The organism is Micromonospora sp. NPDC002717, assembly GCF_040295705.1.
Taxonomy (GTDB): Bacteria; Actinomycetota; Actinomycetes; order Mycobacteriales; family Micromonosporaceae; genus Micromonospora.
Genome location: NZ_JBEOVW010000014.1, coordinates 29,272 through 46,032, shown reverse-complemented (window position 1 = coordinate 46,032; position 16,761 = coordinate 29,272). Strand labels below are relative to the sequence as shown.

The window sequence follows — 16,761 nt, the reverse complement described above, 5'->3', positions numbered from 1 at the left end:
TCATTACGGGACGGCTCAGAGCCTAATCGAGACCGATATGAATATGAAGAGGGCTCGCGATGGTTGTGGGCTGCGGCAGGCCGCCGGACGGGCCCAAGGCTCGGCCGGAGCACACCAGCCCGCCGACGGCCGGTGCGATCTCGACGAAGTCGACCTCGGCCCAGCGGTGGAGACGGGTCAGCCGCGGGGTGTCGACGTCCCTCGGCCACGACGGCGTGCACCGGTGCGCGGAGGCTTCCGCGCACCGGTGCAGGCGCCCGGCGGACGAGCCGGCCGGGGGCCGAACGCCCCGGCCGGCGACGGTGGGGTCAGCGCGAACGGGACTCGATGGCCTCGATGATCCGTGGGCGCAGTTCCGCGGCGCGGATGACGGCGTCGACGGAGCCGACCTCGACGGCGCGCTGGATGTTGTGCACGCGGTCGAACTCCGTGGCCACCTCGCCGAGCTTCTCCGCGCGGACCGACGCGCGGAGCTCGTCGAGCTCCGCGGTCAACGCGGCGCGGTCGGCGCCGGAGGCGGCCGCGACGCGGGCCTCCAGGTCCCGCACGCGGGGGTCGGCCGCGGTGCGGGCGTTGACGTCACCGGAGAACACCACCGCGGCGGCCGGGGCGCCGCCGAGCACCGAGGCGAACGAGCCCTCCAGCGCGAGGACGGTCATGTTCGGGTTCAGCGCCTTCGAGAACACCACGAACGCCCCGCCGTGGTACCGGGAGATCACGCAGAACACGATGGGCCCGCGGAAGTTCACGATGGCGCGGCCGATCTCGGCGCCGTACTCCAGTTGCAGCTTCCGCATCGACTCCGGCGAGCCGTCGAAGCCCGACAGGTTCGCCAGCACCACCAGCGGCCGGTTGCCGCTGGCCGCGTTGATCGCCCGCGCGGCCTTCTTCGACGACCGGGGGAACAGCGTGCCCGCGGTGTAGGTGTCCGGGCCGTCGGTGGGCGGGAAGCCGCGCCGCGGCACCGCCCGTGACTCGATGCCGACCAGGCACACCGGCATGCCGCCGAGATGCACGTCCTGCACCGCCACGGTCTCCGCGTCGGCCATGCCCGCCCAGCGCTCCAGCACCGGGTGGTCCTGGTCGGAGAGCGCCCGCATCACGGTCCGGATGTCGAACGGCTTCTTGCGGTCCGGGTTGGCCTCGGCCGAGAAGATCTCGCCGACGGTGGTGAAGTCGCTGCCCGCCAGGGCGTGCGGGAAGTCGGAGATGTCGCGGTCGACGGGGTCGGTCGTCTTCGCCCGCCGCGGCCCCGTCTCGCCGGGCGCGACGTACGTGTGGTCGTAGTACGACATCAGCACGTCCCGCGCGGCGGTCAGGTTCGGCGCCCAGTACTGCGCCTGCCCGTTCGGCCCCATCACCCGGTCGTAGCCGCCGATGCCGAAGTTGTCCTCGGCCGACACGCCGCCGGAGAAGTCGAGCGACTGCTTGCCGGTGAGCACCATCGCCGAGTCCGGCGTCATCACCAGGATGCCCCTGGTGTGCATGAGCATCGTCGCCTCGGCGTTCCAGTACGGCTGCGCGCCGACGGTGATGCCCGCGACCACGATGTTGATCTCGCCGCCGTCCTGGGTGAACTCGACGATCCGCTTGAGCGCCGCGGCCACCCAGTCCATGTTCTCCGTGCCGGACTCCATCGAGATCCGGGCACCGGCGGACAGCGCGTACCACTCCAGCGGCACCCGCATCCGCTCGGCCAGGTCCAGCGCGGCGATCACCCGGCGGCACTCCGGCTCCGACAGCGCGCCGAGCGACTTCGTCGGGTCGCCGAGCAGCACGACCCGGGTGACGCCCTGCGGGTGCCGCCGGGTACGCGTCCTGACCACGCCCGCGACGATCGCCGCGGTGTTGCGGCCCTTCGGCCGGTCGACCGGCACCAGCGCGTGGTCGTCGTCGAGGTCGTGCTCGACGAAGTCGCCGAGCAGGCCGGTCAGCTCGTACGGGTACACCGTGTTGCGGCTGCTCGCGCGCAGCACCTTCTGCCGGTAGCCGTCGAGCGGCTCGACCGGCTCGTCCGACGGCTGGCCGACGGTCAGCCTGGTGCCGCCGGTGGCGTCGAAGGAGACCCGTACCGCGATCTTGGTCAGCTCGCCGGTCGTCCGGTGACGCTGCCGCGCGATGAACAGGATCTCCTCCAGCCCGGCGCCCGCGGTCGTCGGCAGCACGCGCCCGGCGATCATCTCCAGCTCCGCCCGGGTGAGGTCGCTCGGCGGCCAGACGTAGACCACGATCCGGTTGGTGTTGAAGCGGTTCTTCGACGGTCGCCGCGACTGCGCACGGCGGATCGAGTCGAGGCAGGTGGCGACGACGTCCTCGGCCGTCGGCAGCGCGACCAGCCTGCCGTCGTGGTCCCGCAGCGCGGTCAGGTCACGCACCTGCGCGAACGCGACCAGGCGGTCGTCCGACGGGTTCTCCTGCGCCACGCACCGGAAGAGGTAGACCTCCTCGTCCGACGACGGCAGCCGGGTGAGGTCGAACTTGCGCAGCCGCTCCAGCTGCATCCGCTGCGCGATGTACGGGTGCAGGCCCCGGATCAGCCGCTCCTCGGTCATCCCGGTGGTCGACGGCCGGAACGTGAAGTGGTGGTGCATCACCGCGCCGCTGCGGCCCGCGACGGTGGTGGTGACCCGGCGGACCCGGCTCGGCAGCGGGTGCGCGCTGACGACCTCGTGCAGCGCCGCCGCCATCGCGTCCGAGTCCTCCGGCTGCTTCTCCCAGGCGAGATAGATGTCGGCGTCGACGGCGTCCTCGCCACCCGCCAGCTCCGCGAGCCCGCGCAGCGCGCTGCCCAGCGCTTCGAATCTCACCGCGGCGGAGACCACGCACGAGCCCGCGCGTTCGGCGACCACGAAGGTGCAGCCCGCGACCTCGCTGGTGCGGACGCTGGTCAGATCCTTGTTGCCGTAGTAGCGGCGGGTCAGCACCTCCAGCATGACCGCGTGGTCCAGGGAGTCGCGGACGAGCCGCTGGCCGAGCAGCCGCACCAGCGGTTCGGTGCTGCGTACCATCTCGCCGACGCGCTCGGCGCGGTCCGGCGCGTCCGGGTGCGCGTCCAGGTGGCGCAGGTGCTTGCGGACGTTCGCGTAGACGCGGGCGCGGTTGCGGCGCAGCAACGGCTGGCCGAACCAGGCGAACACCACGCCGCGCGCGAGGTCGGCGACCACGGGGAAGCGGACCTGCGTCGCGGCCACCAGCCGCTCCAGCGCGAGGCCGGCCGGCTCACGCAGCACCTCGTCCGGCGGCGGCTCCCGCAGCCACGCGCGCAGCAACGTCGCGACGACCGTCGCGTCGGCGGACGCGCGTTGCTGGGCGAGGAAGATGCGGAACACCGCGGCTTCGAGCTCGGGGGAGCGCTCCAGATCGGTGACGCCGTAGTGCCCGAGCGCCCGGGCGAGCTTGGCCTGGAATGCCTCCGGCAGCCCGGCCCGCTCGACGTCGAGGCTCTGGAGGTAGGTGTGGAAGTGCTCGCGGGCGCTGTGCACGTGCCCTTCGCCGCCGACGTCCTCGCCCGCCGGCCGGTTGCGGCTCAGCTCGGCGAGGTCGGCGAACACGTCGACGAGTTCGAGCTCCTCGGCCAGCGGCCGGTGGCCGTCCTCGGTGGCCGCCCGGCGCGCGGCGAGGTAGTCGTCGAGCGTCCGGCGATCGTCGTGCGGGTCGATGTCGAAGCCCAGCAGCAGGCTGCGCAGGTCCTCCTGGCCGCGCGTGATGCGCTCCCGAGCCGGCACTTCCCCGGGCACGGCGGGCAGGTCCAGCTCGACGGACTCGGCGGCCGGGGTGTCCTCGGCGTCGTCGGTGTCGTCGGCGAGCGGTTCCAGCCGCAGCAGCGGGGCGCCGGTCTCCACCTGGCTGCCCACGGACACGGCGCATTCCCTCAGCCGCGCCCGGAACGGCGCCCGCAGCACCGTCTCCATCTTCATGCTCTCCAGCACCAGCACCGGCGCGCCCGCCTCGACCTCGGCGCCGACCTCGAGCGGCGTGGCGACGACCAGCGCCGGCGCCGGGGAGCGCACCACGCCGCCCTCGTCGCGGCTGACCCGGTGCGTCACCCCGTCCACCTCGACCAGGTGGATCGGCCCGTGCGTGCCGGTGAGCAGGCGGTACCGGGTGCCGTTGACGACGACCTGCCCGGTGTGCCGGTCGAAGCGGTCGAGCTCGACGTCGGCGGTACGGACGTCGTCACCCGCTTCGATGCCGACGCGGAACCGGTGCGCGCCGACCCGCGCGACCCGCACGCGGTAGCCGACGCCCCGCAGCTTGAGGTCCAGCGGTCGGCCACTCTTGTGCTGCACCTGCGGGCGCCCACCGAACGCCGTCGACAGCAGCCGCTGCCGCTCCGCGCGTTCCTCCTCCTCGTACGCCTCGATAGCGGCGGCCGCCAGCGCGACGGCGGAGTGCCGGTGCGAGACGAGCCTGCCCTCGCCGCGGACGCGGTCGATCCAGCCGGTGTCCGCGCTGGCGTCGATCACCTCGGGCTGGTCGAGCAGGTCGAGCACGAAGCTCTTGTTGGTCGCGCCGCCCTCGATGATCACCGTGGTCTGCGCCATCGCCCGCCGCAGCCTGCCGAGCGCCTCGTCGCGGTCGCGGCCGTACGCGATGATCTTGGCGATCATCGAGTCGAAGTCGGCGGGGATGGTGTCGCCCTCGCTGACACCGGTGTCCACCCGGATGCCCGGCCCGGCGGGCAGGTCCAGCCGCGCGATCCGGCCCGGGGAGGGCGCGAAGTCGCGGTCGGGGTCCTCGGCGTTCAGCCGGGCCTCGACGGCGTGCCCGCGCTCCACCGGCGGCTCGCCTTCGAGCCGTCCGCCCGAGGCCACGTGCAGCTGCGCCTTGACCAGGTCGAACCCGGTGGTCGCCTCGGTGATCGGGTGCTCGACCTGCAGGCGGGTGTTGACCTCGAGGAACGCGAACAGCCGGTCACCGGGGTGGTAGAGGAACTCGACGGTCGCCGCGCCGCGGTAGCCGACCGCGACGGCCAGCCGTTCGGCCGACGCCTTGAGCTCGGCCGCCTGCGCGGGGCTGAGCACCGGCGACGCCGACTCCTCGATGACCTTCTGGTTGCGCCGCTGCACCGAGCAGTCGCGGACGCCGAGCGCCCACGCCGTGCCCTGCCCGTCCGCGATCACCTGCACCTCGACGTGCCGGGCGCCGGTGACCAGGCGCTCCAGGAACACGACGCCGCTGCCGAACGCCCGCGCGGCCTCCTGGCTGGTGCGCTCGTAGGCGTCGGCGAGTTCGGCCTCGTTCGTGATCACGCGGATGCCGCGCCCGCCGCCGCCCGCGGTCGCCTTCAGCATCAGCGGGTAGCCGATCTCGGCCGCCGCCGCCAGGGCCGCGTCCAGGGTCTCGACCGCGCCGCGGCTCCACGGCGCGACCGGCACGCCGACCTCCTCGGCGATCAGCTTCGCGCCGATCTTGTCGCCGAGCTTGCGCATGGCGTCCGCGCTCGGGCCGACGAAGGTGACGCCGACCTTCTCGCACAGCTCCGCGAACGCCGGGTCCTCCGCGACGAAGCCCCAGCCGACCCAGGCGGCGTCGGCCCCGGTCTCCACCAGCGCGCGCTCCAGCGCCTTCAGGTCGAGGTACGGGCGCGCGGACGCGGGACCGAGGTCGTAGGACAGGTCCGCCTCGCGGACGAAGGTGGCCGTACGGTCGACGTCGGTGTGGAGGGCGACGGTCTCGATCCGGGCGCCGGTCTCCGCGGCCAGGTCCCGTACGGCGTGGATGAGCCGCATGGCGGCCTCTCCACGGTTGACGATGGCGACACGACTGAACACCCGACCGAGCCTTCCTGTAGACCAACGATGTACGCCCCGTGACACGGCAGCCCCCGGCAGTGTTCACCCTTCCGCCGGCACTTGAGAACCCCTGTTTCGCTCGACATCCGCCGGCCGGCAGTGCCATGTTGCAGACAGCGCGCTACGCGCCCCCAACACCGTAGGGCAGAGGCTCGAACTCCGGCGGGGCGGGCACGGCCCGCTGTGACATGACGAAGGCATTCGCCCCGGCGACGGTCAGCTCTCGCCATCGCCGTCGGGCGATCGCCCGGCCGTCACACCGTGACGCTCGTCTCGCTGGGTTGCGTCGAGGCCTCAGCTGTCGAATCAACGGACCAGGTGTTCACCCGGAGCATGGAACGCGGCGCCCCTGCCGGACCGCTCAGCCCCGGTCCGGATGCCCCGTCGGCGGCCCCCCGGCCCCCGCCGAGCGCGGCAGGTGGGTGCAGTGCGCGACGGTGGCGTCGTCAGGGACCCGAGCATCGGGGCCTTCGGAGGTGCGGGCCTCGGCCTGCCGGACGCGGCGGATGATCTCGGCCGGCCCGTACGCGCCGAGCAGGCCCAGTACGCCGGGCCAGTCGGTCAGGCCGTACGGGCTGACGATGCGGCTGGCGCCATTGCTGAGCAGCGCGACGCTGCCCAGGTCATGAAGCGGCCGGCTGCCGGTCACCGCCTCCTCCGCCGCGTGCGGATCGTCCTTGGCGATCCAGTAGCCGCCCGGCTGGTTCCGGCGGGCGCGCAGTGCCTCGACGCAGGAGTCCCGGATGCGGTCGTACTCCGGTGTTCCTCGGGGAACGCCGTCCAGGGGCGCCGAGCAGGTGCGCCTGGCGGTGACCTCGCGCTCGTCGGTGATGACCTGCGGGCCACCGCGGACCTGGTCGAGGAGGAGGAAGGAGTCCGCGAGCAGGAGATGGTCCAGGCGGCCCCGGTGGGCGCGGACGATCACCACGGTCGCCTGCGGGCTGCTGGGGTTCGTGATGTCGCAGGTGCCGCGGTGATCGGCGGCTGTCTCGCCGATCGCGGTGGCGAGGATCGCCGCGAGGTCTCGCCCGTCGTCACGCGACAGCAGGCCGAGCAGCGCGCCGCCGAGACGGTGCGTGTACCAGGCGACACCGTGGGAACAGATCGACTCGGTTCCCGGGATGCCGGCGCCGTCCAGCAGCACAGCGGCGCCGGGAACGGCGCCGACGAAGTCCTCGTTCGGCCGGCCGGCCCTGCCGGCGCTGGTCGCCATGCTGACGCGCACTGATGGCCTCCCACGTCAGCCAGTCGTCACCGCGAGCAGGTCGAGGACCTGGGCGGGCCGGTGGGCCACCGCCGGGACGTCCGCCGACGCCGGGGAGGTGCCGCACCAGCGGGCGTGCACCGCCAGTGCTCCCGCCGCCTCCGCGCACGCGAGGTCCACCGCCGCGTCGCCGACGTACGCGGTCTCGGCGACGTCGACGCCCAGGCGGCGGCAGGCCAGCCACAGCCCGTCCGGTGCGGGCTTCGGCGCGGGGACCTCGTCACCACAGACCACGACCGGGAACAGCCGGTCGAGCCCCGTGCGGGCCAGCACGAGGGTCGTGCTCCGCCGTGGGGCGGCGGTGAAGATGCCGAGCCGGCAGCCGGCCCGGCGGAGGTCGTCGGCCAGGTCGAGCACGCCGGGGAACGGTCGTACGTCCGCGAGCACCGCCTCGAAATGGCGGTGGAAGCACTCGAGGTCGGGGGCGGTGACGGGCCGTTGCAGGAAATGGGCCAGCACCACCGGCGTGGCTCCGATGTGCCAGGTGGAGACGACCGTGGCCGGCGAGACGTCCGGCCCGCCGAGGGCGCGGATCGTGTCGGCGTACACGGTGGGAGCGATCGTCATCGTGTCGACCAGGGTGCCGTCGAGGTCGAACACGACCGCGGCCGGGCCGACGCGGTGCGGCCGGTTCACGTACGGTTCCGGCGGGTGCGGTTTCACCGGCCGCCTCTCAGCCGTCCGTGGACCCGGGCCGCCACCTCGACCCCGTCCCGCCCGACCTCGCGGTCACCACTACCGACGCGCACGCGCACCACCACGCCCGCACCGTACGCGGCCGGCCGCCTGCCGTCGACAACCAGCCCCCTGCCTCGTGGCGAACGGCACCAGGGCCGCGACCAGACCAACGGGTACGGCGCCGGCGCGGTGACCCACCGGCAGCGGCAGTCGCGGCGCGTCTCGGCATCGCCCCGGGCCTCGGCGCGGAGGCCACCGAGCTGGTGGAACGCTCCCTCCGGGCCGGGGATGCTGGTGTGGTGTGCCGGGCGAGGTGCCGCCCTCACCCGAGGGTGAGGGCGTAGAAGGCGCTGGAGTCCAGCCCGTCGAGCAGCAGCAGGTGGTTGAGCTCGTCGTCGAAGAACCCGCCGATCGGGGCGGCGGACCGCCCCATGGCCGTCGCGGCGAGCAGCAGGTTCTGGGCGAGGTGGCCGGTCTCGATGGCGCAGAACCGGTACCCGCGCAGCCCGTACCGGGCCCTGGCCCGGCGCAGCTCCGCGACCACGAACAGCCAGAGCGGCACCGCCTCGATGTCGGGCCCGCCGGAGGCGAAAGCGGCGTCGGGCTCGCCGGTCCGGGCGGAGCCGGCGGGCGCGAACTGCGGCGCGATCCGGGCCAGCCGGTCGGCGCCCGGATCCGGCGTCAGCCGCCGGAGGGCGTGCCGCTGCGGCAGGTACTCGTAGAGTGCGGCCGGCACCGACGTCACCCGGCGGGGCAGCACCATCAGCCGGGTGGTCACCAGGGCGCCCGGGCTCGGGTACGCCAGGCGTCGCTGCTCACTGCCCGGCGGCGCGGTGTCGCCGGCCGCGTAGCGCAGCAGCCGGCCCAGGTCCGCCACGTCCATCTGCTCCCGGCCGACGTCGTAGCGGGTGCGCCGGTCCAACAGCGCCCGGGCGAGCGTGGTGTCGCCGAGCACGCCCGGCGTCGGCTCGGGCAGCGCCAACAGCCCGGTGCCGGGCGGGTCGGCCGGTCCGGGGCGGGCCGGTGCCGGTTCGACCGTACGGGGACGCTGGCTCGGCCACAGTGGACGGACGAACTTCGACCGCTCGTGGTACTCCCGGTCCGGGGCGTCGATCCCGTCGGCGTGGAAGTCCGGTGGCCCGGCCGGTGCGGCGTACGCCGACGATGCCAGCCAGGCCAGGTGGCACTCGGCCGGGATGCTCAGGCCGAGGCGGTTGTGCAGCATGTGCAGCTGCGACGCGAGGATGCCGGGGACCGTTCCGTGCAGCCGGCCCTGCCCGTCGAGCGTCCGCAACCGCTCGACGTAGGCGGCGACCTCGTCCGCCCAGTAGTTCACCGTGGTGCCGGCGCCCTTGCGCTGCGTGACGATGTCGGCGATGAGCCGCCGCCGGGCCGGGTAGGCGGACGCGTCGGCGTGGAAGTCGCGGTGCGCCGCGACCAGGGCCAGGCCGAGGTCCTGACCGTCGGCCTCCGGCACCAGCGTCCACGCGTTGGCGTAGCCGCGCAGGAACCGGACCGCCTCGTGCGCGGCGAGGCCGCTGGCGGCGAGGAACCCGAACAACAGGTCCACGGTGGTCGACCGGCGGCGGGCAGGTGGCGCGGCGAGCAGAGCCGCGGCGACCCGACTGGACGCGGCGAACAGCTCTTCGGCCGCCCCGATCGCCTCCGGGCCGCCGTACCGGTCGACCTCCGCCCGGTACGGCTGTTCGCGTACGGTGCCGTGCGGCTGCCAGCCGAGATCGGGACCGACGCCGTCCCCGTGCCCCCCGGGGGCCGGGCCGGTGGAGTCGACGTCGCGCACGCCGAACCGGGCGTACCAGTCGGCCGGGCGCAGCTCCCGGGCCGGTGGTGCCAGCGCGGCCACCGCTTCGACCAGCCCGTCGCGCATTCGCCGTACCGTCTCCGGCGTGGCGTCGGCGACCCGCCAGCGCAGGTGCGGGCCACCCTCCCAGTACCGGACGAAGAACCAGGAGGAGATCTCGCCCCGGGCGAGCAGGCCCGACGTGGTCGGCACGATGTGCTCCCGCAGCACCGTCTCGGTCTGTTCGGAGCCGCCGTGCAGATGGACGTGCAGCGCGGACCAGCGACCCATGCTCGGCACTCCTTCAGGGGAACGGGTGGGGCAGGATCCGGTGGTCGGGGGCGGCGAGCCGGGCCTGCCGCAGGCGGGGCAGGTCCACCCGCCGGTTGAGGTGCCCGAAGGTCATCGGCAGCGCCCCGGGCGCGAGAACCTTCACGGCGGCCAGGCCGAGGCGCCGTTCGGCCGCCCCGGTCTGGTCCACCACCAGCGGTGGCGCCCCGGCGGCGGCCATCGCGTCGACCACCCGGCGCAGCACCTCCGTCAGGTCGGGGTGCAGCCACCGGTCGCGCCAGCCGGCGAAGTGCTCGTCGAACGGGCGGGCCGGGCCGGCGGCAGCCGCCCGCAGCGCGAAGTCGAACCGGGGTATGGCCTGCGGAAGCAGGTGCAGGGCGGCGTGGTCCGCCAGCTCCCGCACCAGCTCCGGTTCGTCGAGCATGGCGAGCAGCCGGTCCCGGGGCGGGCGGGCCGTCCTCGGTGCGACCGCCACGTTGACGCCGACCTCCAGGACCGCCGCCGCGGCGGCCCGGCGGGGATCCGGATGCGCCCCGGCCGCGGTGAACGTCGCGCCCCGGTCGGCCCGGTGCGGCTCGTCGGTGACCGCGAGCGCCCAGACAGCCGGTATCCCGATGTCGCTGGTGATGTCGAGCAGGTGCAACGTGTAGCCCTCGGCCGCGATCCGGTCGGCGAGGTGCCGGGTCAACGGATCGGCGTCGGGCGGGAGCGCCAGGACCGGCGGCGTCCGCCCGGCGTACCAGGTGAGCAGGAAGGCGTCCCGCTCGATCGTCTCCAGGCAGGCGTAGAGGAGCGCCTCCTCCAGGCAGCCACCGACGGCGCCGCCGCTGGAGCACTCGTAGAGGAACCGGGCGGCCCCGGGCCGGTCCACCCCGTAGTAGGCGGCGTGCTCGGGCACGAGGACCGACCGGTCACCGGTCAGGTCGTACGCCCACACCCAGGACGTGACCGTGTCCGGCGTGTACGGGGTCAGCCGGTACTCGGGGTGGCCGACCGCGGCCGGCTCCGGCAGGCCCAGCCGGACCGGGTCCACGGCATCGGCGGCGAGTTCCCGGTAGCTGCCCAGGGTGGTCGTCCGGCGTGCCCCCGGGCAGCGGCCGGCCTCCCGTTCGACCGCCTCCAGCAACGCCAGCACCTGCGCGGTCGGGTGGTCGGCCGCCCGACCGAACCCGCCGAGCCGGCCGGTGCGGCCGGGTACCGGCAACTCGGCCGCCGCGAGCGCCAGCGGACCCTGCCGGTCGGTATGGACGTGCGTCACCGGCCCGTACCGGAAATCGACCAGCTCGGCGCGGAGCGTGGCCAGGTCCGGCAGGTCGGGGCGGGTCCGGAAACGGTCCGGTACGGCTTGACGGCGCGGCCGTAGGGCGATCACGGCGGCGCCGGCCGCGTCGGGGGGCAACGTCCCGCACGCCGGACAGTCCGGCACCGCCCGGAGCAGGTGCCGGGTGACCGAGCCGTCGCCGACGGCCAGCACGCTGACCGTGCGGGGGTCGGCGTCGTCGGCGAGCTGCCCGGCGACCAGCTCCCCGATGAGCCCTCGCCAGTACGGCGGCAGCGGCAGCGGCCGGCCGTCGGCGAGCAGCGTGTCCGCGCTGCCGGCGCCGAGGACGGCCTGATGCCGGGTGTCCGCGCACCGCAGGCACGCGCCCGTACCGGGGCTGCTCAACGGGCCGATCTCGATCGCCGTCCCGCGCGCCCGCACCGCCAGGTACGCCCTGCCGGTCGCGTGGGCGGTCCGCTGCTCGGCCAGGTGTCGGGCCGCCGGCCAGTCCGGGGCGGCGCCGACCAGCACCGGCTGGCCCGCTCGTCGCCGTCCGGCGGACGCGACCGCCGCGACCGCCCTGACCAGGGCGTCGTCGTCCCCGGCCACCCGCACCAGGCCCCCGTCCGTGTCGCCCGGGCCGGACGTCCCGGTGTCACCGGGCGGATGGGTGCCGGTCGCCCCGGCCTGCGGTCCGACGCGCTCCGCCGGTGGCCGGCGCTGTTGCCCGGCCGGGTCGGTCGGCACGCCGAGGCGCTGGACGGCCGCCCCGCGCAGCAGCAGCGCCGTACCGTCGGCCAGCCCGCTCACCGCGCGTACGACCTCGTGTGTCACCAGGAACGGCAGCAGCGGACGTGCCGGCGTCGATGGTGCCGGAGCCTCGTCCACCCCCTCGTCGGGCCAGCTTGCGGCGGTGTCGTCGGCACGACCCAGCGGCCCGATCAGCGCGCCGTCCGGGCGGATCGTCACCGGCAGCACGTCGGGCCGGACGACGTCGGGTCGCCGCGGTGACGCCGACGTCGGCGGGCGAGCGGGCGGCCCCGTACGTTCGGCGGGGCTCACCGTGCCGACCCGCACCACCAGGTCCGCGGCCGCGCTGTCCCCGGTGCACAACCCGGAGGCGGTCAGCGCGGCGCGTACGGCCGGCACCAGCGCACCGTCGCCGGTGACCGCGACGGTGGTCCGCGACACCGCGCCCAGCGCGTCGGCCGGATCCCGGGCGAGCCCGGCCAGGTAGGCCGCCAACGGATGACCGACCAGCGGCACCCGGACGTCGACCAGAACGTCGTGGTCGGCGAGAAGGTCGAGCAGCCAGCGCACCGCCCCGGCGGTCCGGCCGGACATCCCGACGGTGGCGGCCTCCGGGTCGAGGCCCCGGCGGACCAGCGGCTCCAGCCGCCGCCACAGCTCGCCGACGACCGGCGGGCAGGTCACCACCGAACTGGACCGCCAGCCGCTGACGAACAGCCCACCCTCGACCGGCCGGACCAGGCTGCCCGGCCGCAGGGTCACCTCGCCCACGTCGCCTCCACGCGGCGTCACTCGGTGCGGGCCGCGAGGGCGCTCTGCCACGGCACACCGTGGATCTCCTGGGTCGCCTCGGCGAGCAGGTGAGCGCCGAGATACCGCTCCAACGGCGCGACGTCACAGAGCGCCAGCAGTTGGTAGAGCATGTTCGTGCAGAACCGGTAGACCTGGAACTCCCGGCTCGCGGCGATCCGCTGGAAGCCCGACGCCTCCAGCGCCCGGTGGTAGGCGCTCGCCCCACGGCGGCTGAGGTCCCAGCGGACAGCGGTGGCCTCGTCGAACGAGGTCGACCGGCGACGGAACTCGGCGGAGAGCATCCCGCTGAGCGCACCCGCGTCGTACGCCCGCTCGGCGATCCGCCACGACGCCGCGCTCCAGGCCCGCCACGCCGCCGCCACCGGCTCGGCGGTGTCCGGCGTGGACGCCTGCCGGACCAGGTCGTGGTACCGCCCGCCCGCCCGCTCGGCGAAGGCCGCGAAGCGCGGGCGCAGGACGGGACCCCGCTCGCCGAAGAGGAAGTCCTCCAGGTGGGACAGGAAGGTGTGGTAGCCGGACAGCAGCCGGCCCGGCCAGGTGTCCGCGTGCGCGGCCATCGCGGTGACCACGACGCCCACCCGGGCGGCAGGGGCGTCCCCGACGAGGGCGAGCTGGTCCAGCGACACCCGCACCGGGGCCAGCCCCGCGGCGAGCACGTCGGCACGGCACTCGACCGCGCCCGGCGTACCGAGCAGGGCGGCGAGACCGCTCTGGTCGCCCTCGGTCACCAGCACCGTGTTGTCCGGGTGGATCGGGTCGTACGGTGGCGGCACGAGCTCGGCCCGGCCGGCCGCCTCGGACCGGCGCCGCAACAGGTCCTCGTCGAGGCCGGCCCGGGACGGCGCCGTCGCCAGGTAGGCGCGCAACCGCTCGGCGGCCTCGGCGGCCTCGGCGGCCCGCAGCGCCGCCGGGCCGCGCAGCCGCAGGCGTACGTGCGGGCCGTGCAGCCAGTGCCGTTCCAGGTGGACGGCCAGCCCGGCGTCGCGCAGCCGCGTGGCGCCGGGCAGGACGGCGTCGCGCAGCAGCGGTGACTTGACCTCGTCGTGGTAGTGGCACACGACGTCGGTGGTCGGCGTCAGCTCGGTCACGGTGGTGTTCGGCTCGGTCATGGTTCGGCTCGGTTCGGCTCGGTGCGGGTGCGGGGTCCTGGTGCGGGCGGAGCGGAGGCGCCCGCCCCGGGGCGTCGACGTGCCGGCGATCCGCGCGGTGCCCGGTCAGTCACCGGAGGCCGCCGGCAGGTAGGTCTCGAGGACCAGCTCCGTGACCCGGTGCGGGCGCTCGTGGCCGGCGGGGCGGGGACGCGCCTCCTCGATCACCAGGGGACCGGTGATCCGGGCGAGCCATCGGGGCACGCAGCGCAGGTGCAGCGGGCTGGCCAGGTCGACGAACTGCGGCTTCGGCCGGGTGACCGCCTCCCGGAGCCCGGCCACCGTGGGGGGCGTCGGCGACGGGGTGGACGGGGACCCGGTCGCCGGGGACGGCCCGGTGCCGGGCCGGCCAGGCGCGTGCCCGGCGGATCGGCTGCCCTGGCGGAGGAAGACCTGGTCGGGCAGGTCCCAGGCGGCTCGCAGCCCGGCGGCGGCGACCGGTGAGCCGGTCGACGGCGAGCCGAGTCCGCGAAGGCGCTCCTCGGCCCCACCGTCGAACCGCCAGCTGCGGCGGGCGACGACGAACCGGCCGCAGCGGAGCCTGCTGCGGACCATCGCCTGCCCGCCCGGGCCGGACACCGTCCGCGTCGCGGCCAGGTGGCTGAGCCCGACCTCGCCGCTGCCCAGGTCGCCGAGCAGGGCGGCGACCCGGGCGGGCAGCGCCGGTGGAGCGAGGAAGCCGAGGTACAGCACGTCGAGCAGGTCACCGGTGGCCGGGTCGAGCAGCCGGACCTGGTCGCTGGCCAGGTCGTGCACCAGTTCGATCGCGGTGAGGTCGAGGCCGCCCAGCCGTGGGTCGTCGCCGACGTCCTCGCCGAGCAGCAGCGGGTGCAGGTTGGCGTTGAAGCCGTGTACCGGTCGGAACTGGGCGACCCGGCCGGGCAGTACGCGGCGCAGCTGGGCGGCGACGGCCTCCCGCATCCCGGTGTCCCCGAAGAGGCCGAGGAAGCGGCTGGTGAACCGCCCCCATCCGCCGTAGATGTGGTTGAGGTGGACCGATCCGTCGGCGTCGGGTTGGCAGAAGAAGGCGTACGACGCCGGCCGGGTCCGCAACCAGCGGGGCAGCGCCGCGACCGCCTCGGCGACCAGTTCGGCACCGATGACGGTCTCCACACCGTCATCCCCGCCGTCGGCCCGTACCGCCCGGGTCACCTCCTGGCGCAGCGCGGCCAGCGCGGCCAGCTCGGGCACCCGCGCGATCGGGCCGCCGGCCAGCGCCCCGTCGGGGGTCACCGTCGGCAGGTCGCCGAAGCCGGCGCCGACCTCGGCGAAGAACTCGCCGAGGTCGGCGCAGCGGCCCCCGGGGCCGTACCGTTCGACGAACCGGTGCCGCAGCAGCCGGCGCAGCACCTGGTCCGTGTCGAACATCAACGCGAGCCCGGTCAGCGCGGTCAGGTCGGCGGTGTCCGCCGGCCGCCGGGTCAGCCGTACCGGCCCGGGCAGCACGACGTCCTCGGTGGCCGGGGCCAGTGGCGGCGCGGTGGCGCCGAGCGAGTGCAGGGCGTCGCGCCAGCCCGCGCTGATCCGGCGTACCAGCGGGCCGCGTCGTGCCGCCTCGACGTCGGCCAGGTACCGGATGTCCTGGTCGAGGCGCCGCACCTGGTCGGCGACGGCGGGGTCACCGGTGTCGGCGAGCCAGTCGGCGATCGCCGCGAGCGCCGCCGGGTCGTGTTCGGTGGTCGGCGGCACCGGAATCAGCAGCCGTTCCGTGCAGAGCTGATCGACGAGTCGGCGGGCGAGCCGCTCGGCCGACGCGGCGTCCGTGGCGGGGTGCGCGGGGCGTCGGCTGAGGGCCGCGACGAGTTCCTCCGGCGGGTACCCGCCGGGTGCGGCGCGGAGCACCCGGATGATCGCGGCCAGCGCGGGCCGCAGCGGCATCAGTACCCGCTCCTCCCGCATCACCGGCGCACCGTCGGCGTCGGTCGTCGGGTGCTCGCGGTAGAACACCACGTGTTCGCCGAGCACGCGGGTCCCGGGCGCCAGCCGGTGCGGGGTGCGTGGCGCCTGCCCTGGGCGGCCGTTGCCGGCCAGGAAGAGGCTGGCGACCAGGCCGGCCGGTGGACGGGTTACCGCCATCGGCACTCCGGCCGCCGACAGATCCAGGCCCGCCACGGGTTCCGGGCCGGCCGCCCGGTCACGCCCGGGCCGAGACCGTGGCCCGGGCGGCGGGGGTCCGAGCGTGCTGTCGTCCGGCCAGGAGCCCCAGCCGACGATGGTGAACCAGGAGAGCGGGCTGGTCCGCGTGGACGTCCGCAACGCGTACCGGAGCACGGTGGGCTCCGACTTGCGACCGCGGGCGTCCGGTACGCCGCCGCGCGCCGCCGTGCGGTGTACCGCTGCCAGCAGTTCCGGGCTGGTCAGCGCCACCGCCCGGCCGAACGGGTCGCTGCCGCAGAGGGTGGCGAGCGCGACGCGTTCCTCGGCCAGTGCCGCCTCCGACCCGGCGTCGATGGCGCCGGTCAGCCGGTCGATCTCGGCCCGAACCCGCAACCAGCGCCCCAACGCGGGCAGGCGTGCGGCAAGGTCGCCGAGCCGGGCACGGACGTCGCCGGCCGGAGACCGGCCGTTGTGGACGTCGCGGCGCAGGGGCAGCAGGACCGACTGGCGGTACGCCCTCGAGGACCGGCCGCCGAGCCGGTACAGCTCGTCGGCGAGGTCGGGGCCGAGGGAGTGGCACTCGACCAGTCGATCGACGAGGCGGTCCTGGAGGCGGCGCAGCCGCCGTCCGGCCGGCCCGGACGCCGGCTGGTCGACCCCTGTCAGGCGGATCAGCACGTACGGGGCGACCTCGACCTCCGGCGCGACCCGGCCGCCGGGTACCGACGACGCCGGTGGAGCGGAGTTCTGGCGGGTGATGGACACGCTCTCCCCTGTGGACGGTCATCGACACCGGCCGATCGAACCGGTGGGGACGGTCGCGCCGACGGTGTCGGCGACCCGGCCCCGCCGGTCGGCACCGA

At 75.1% G+C, this 16,761-nt stretch carries 7 protein-coding genes; all 7 read right to left on the bottom strand.

All coding sequences use genetic code 11. From position 1 onward, the window contains the following. Positions 1-308: 308 nt before the first annotated feature. Positions 309-5,774 (bottom strand): ATP-binding protein, encoded by a 5,466-nt coding sequence (locus tag ABT006_RS21165; RefSeq protein ID WP_350708804.1) that lies wholly within the window; start codon positions 5,772-5,774, stop codon positions 309-311. Positions 5,775-6,156: 382 nt separating this feature from the next. Next, entirely contained in the window at positions 6,157-7,020 is an 864-nt protein-coding gene (locus tag ABT006_RS21160; RefSeq protein ID WP_350708802.1) for a hypothetical protein, read from the bottom strand. Positions 7,021-7,035: 15 nt separating this feature from the next. Continuing rightward, complete coding sequence (locus ABT006_RS21155) at positions 7,036-7,695, bottom strand: HAD family hydrolase (protein WP_350708800.1); 660 nt, start codon at positions 7,693-7,695, stop codon at positions 7,036-7,038. Positions 7,696-8,059: 364 nt separating this feature from the next. After that, complete coding sequence (locus tag ABT006_RS21150; protein ID WP_350708798.1) at positions 8,060-9,829, bottom strand: thiopeptide-type bacteriocin biosynthesis protein; 1,770 nt, start codon at positions 9,827-9,829, stop codon at positions 8,060-8,062. A gap of 13 nt (positions 9,830-9,842) precedes the next feature. Further along, on the bottom strand, positions 9,843-12,611 hold the full coding sequence (locus ABT006_RS21145; RefSeq protein ID WP_350708796.1) for a TOMM precursor leader peptide-binding protein: 2,769 nt from the start codon (positions 12,609-12,611) through the stop codon (positions 9,843-9,845). Between the two features lie 17 nt (positions 12,612-12,628). Further along, entirely contained in the window at positions 12,629-13,762 is a 1,134-nt protein-coding gene (locus tag ABT006_RS21140) for a hypothetical protein (RefSeq protein WP_350708794.1), read from the bottom strand. A 105-nt stretch (positions 13,763-13,867) separates the two neighbouring features. After that, positions 13,868-16,663, bottom strand: coding sequence for a lantibiotic dehydratase (locus ABT006_RS21135; protein WP_350708792.1), 2,796 nt, complete (start codon positions 16,661-16,663; stop codon positions 13,868-13,870). Positions 16,664-16,761 lie beyond the last annotated feature (98 nt).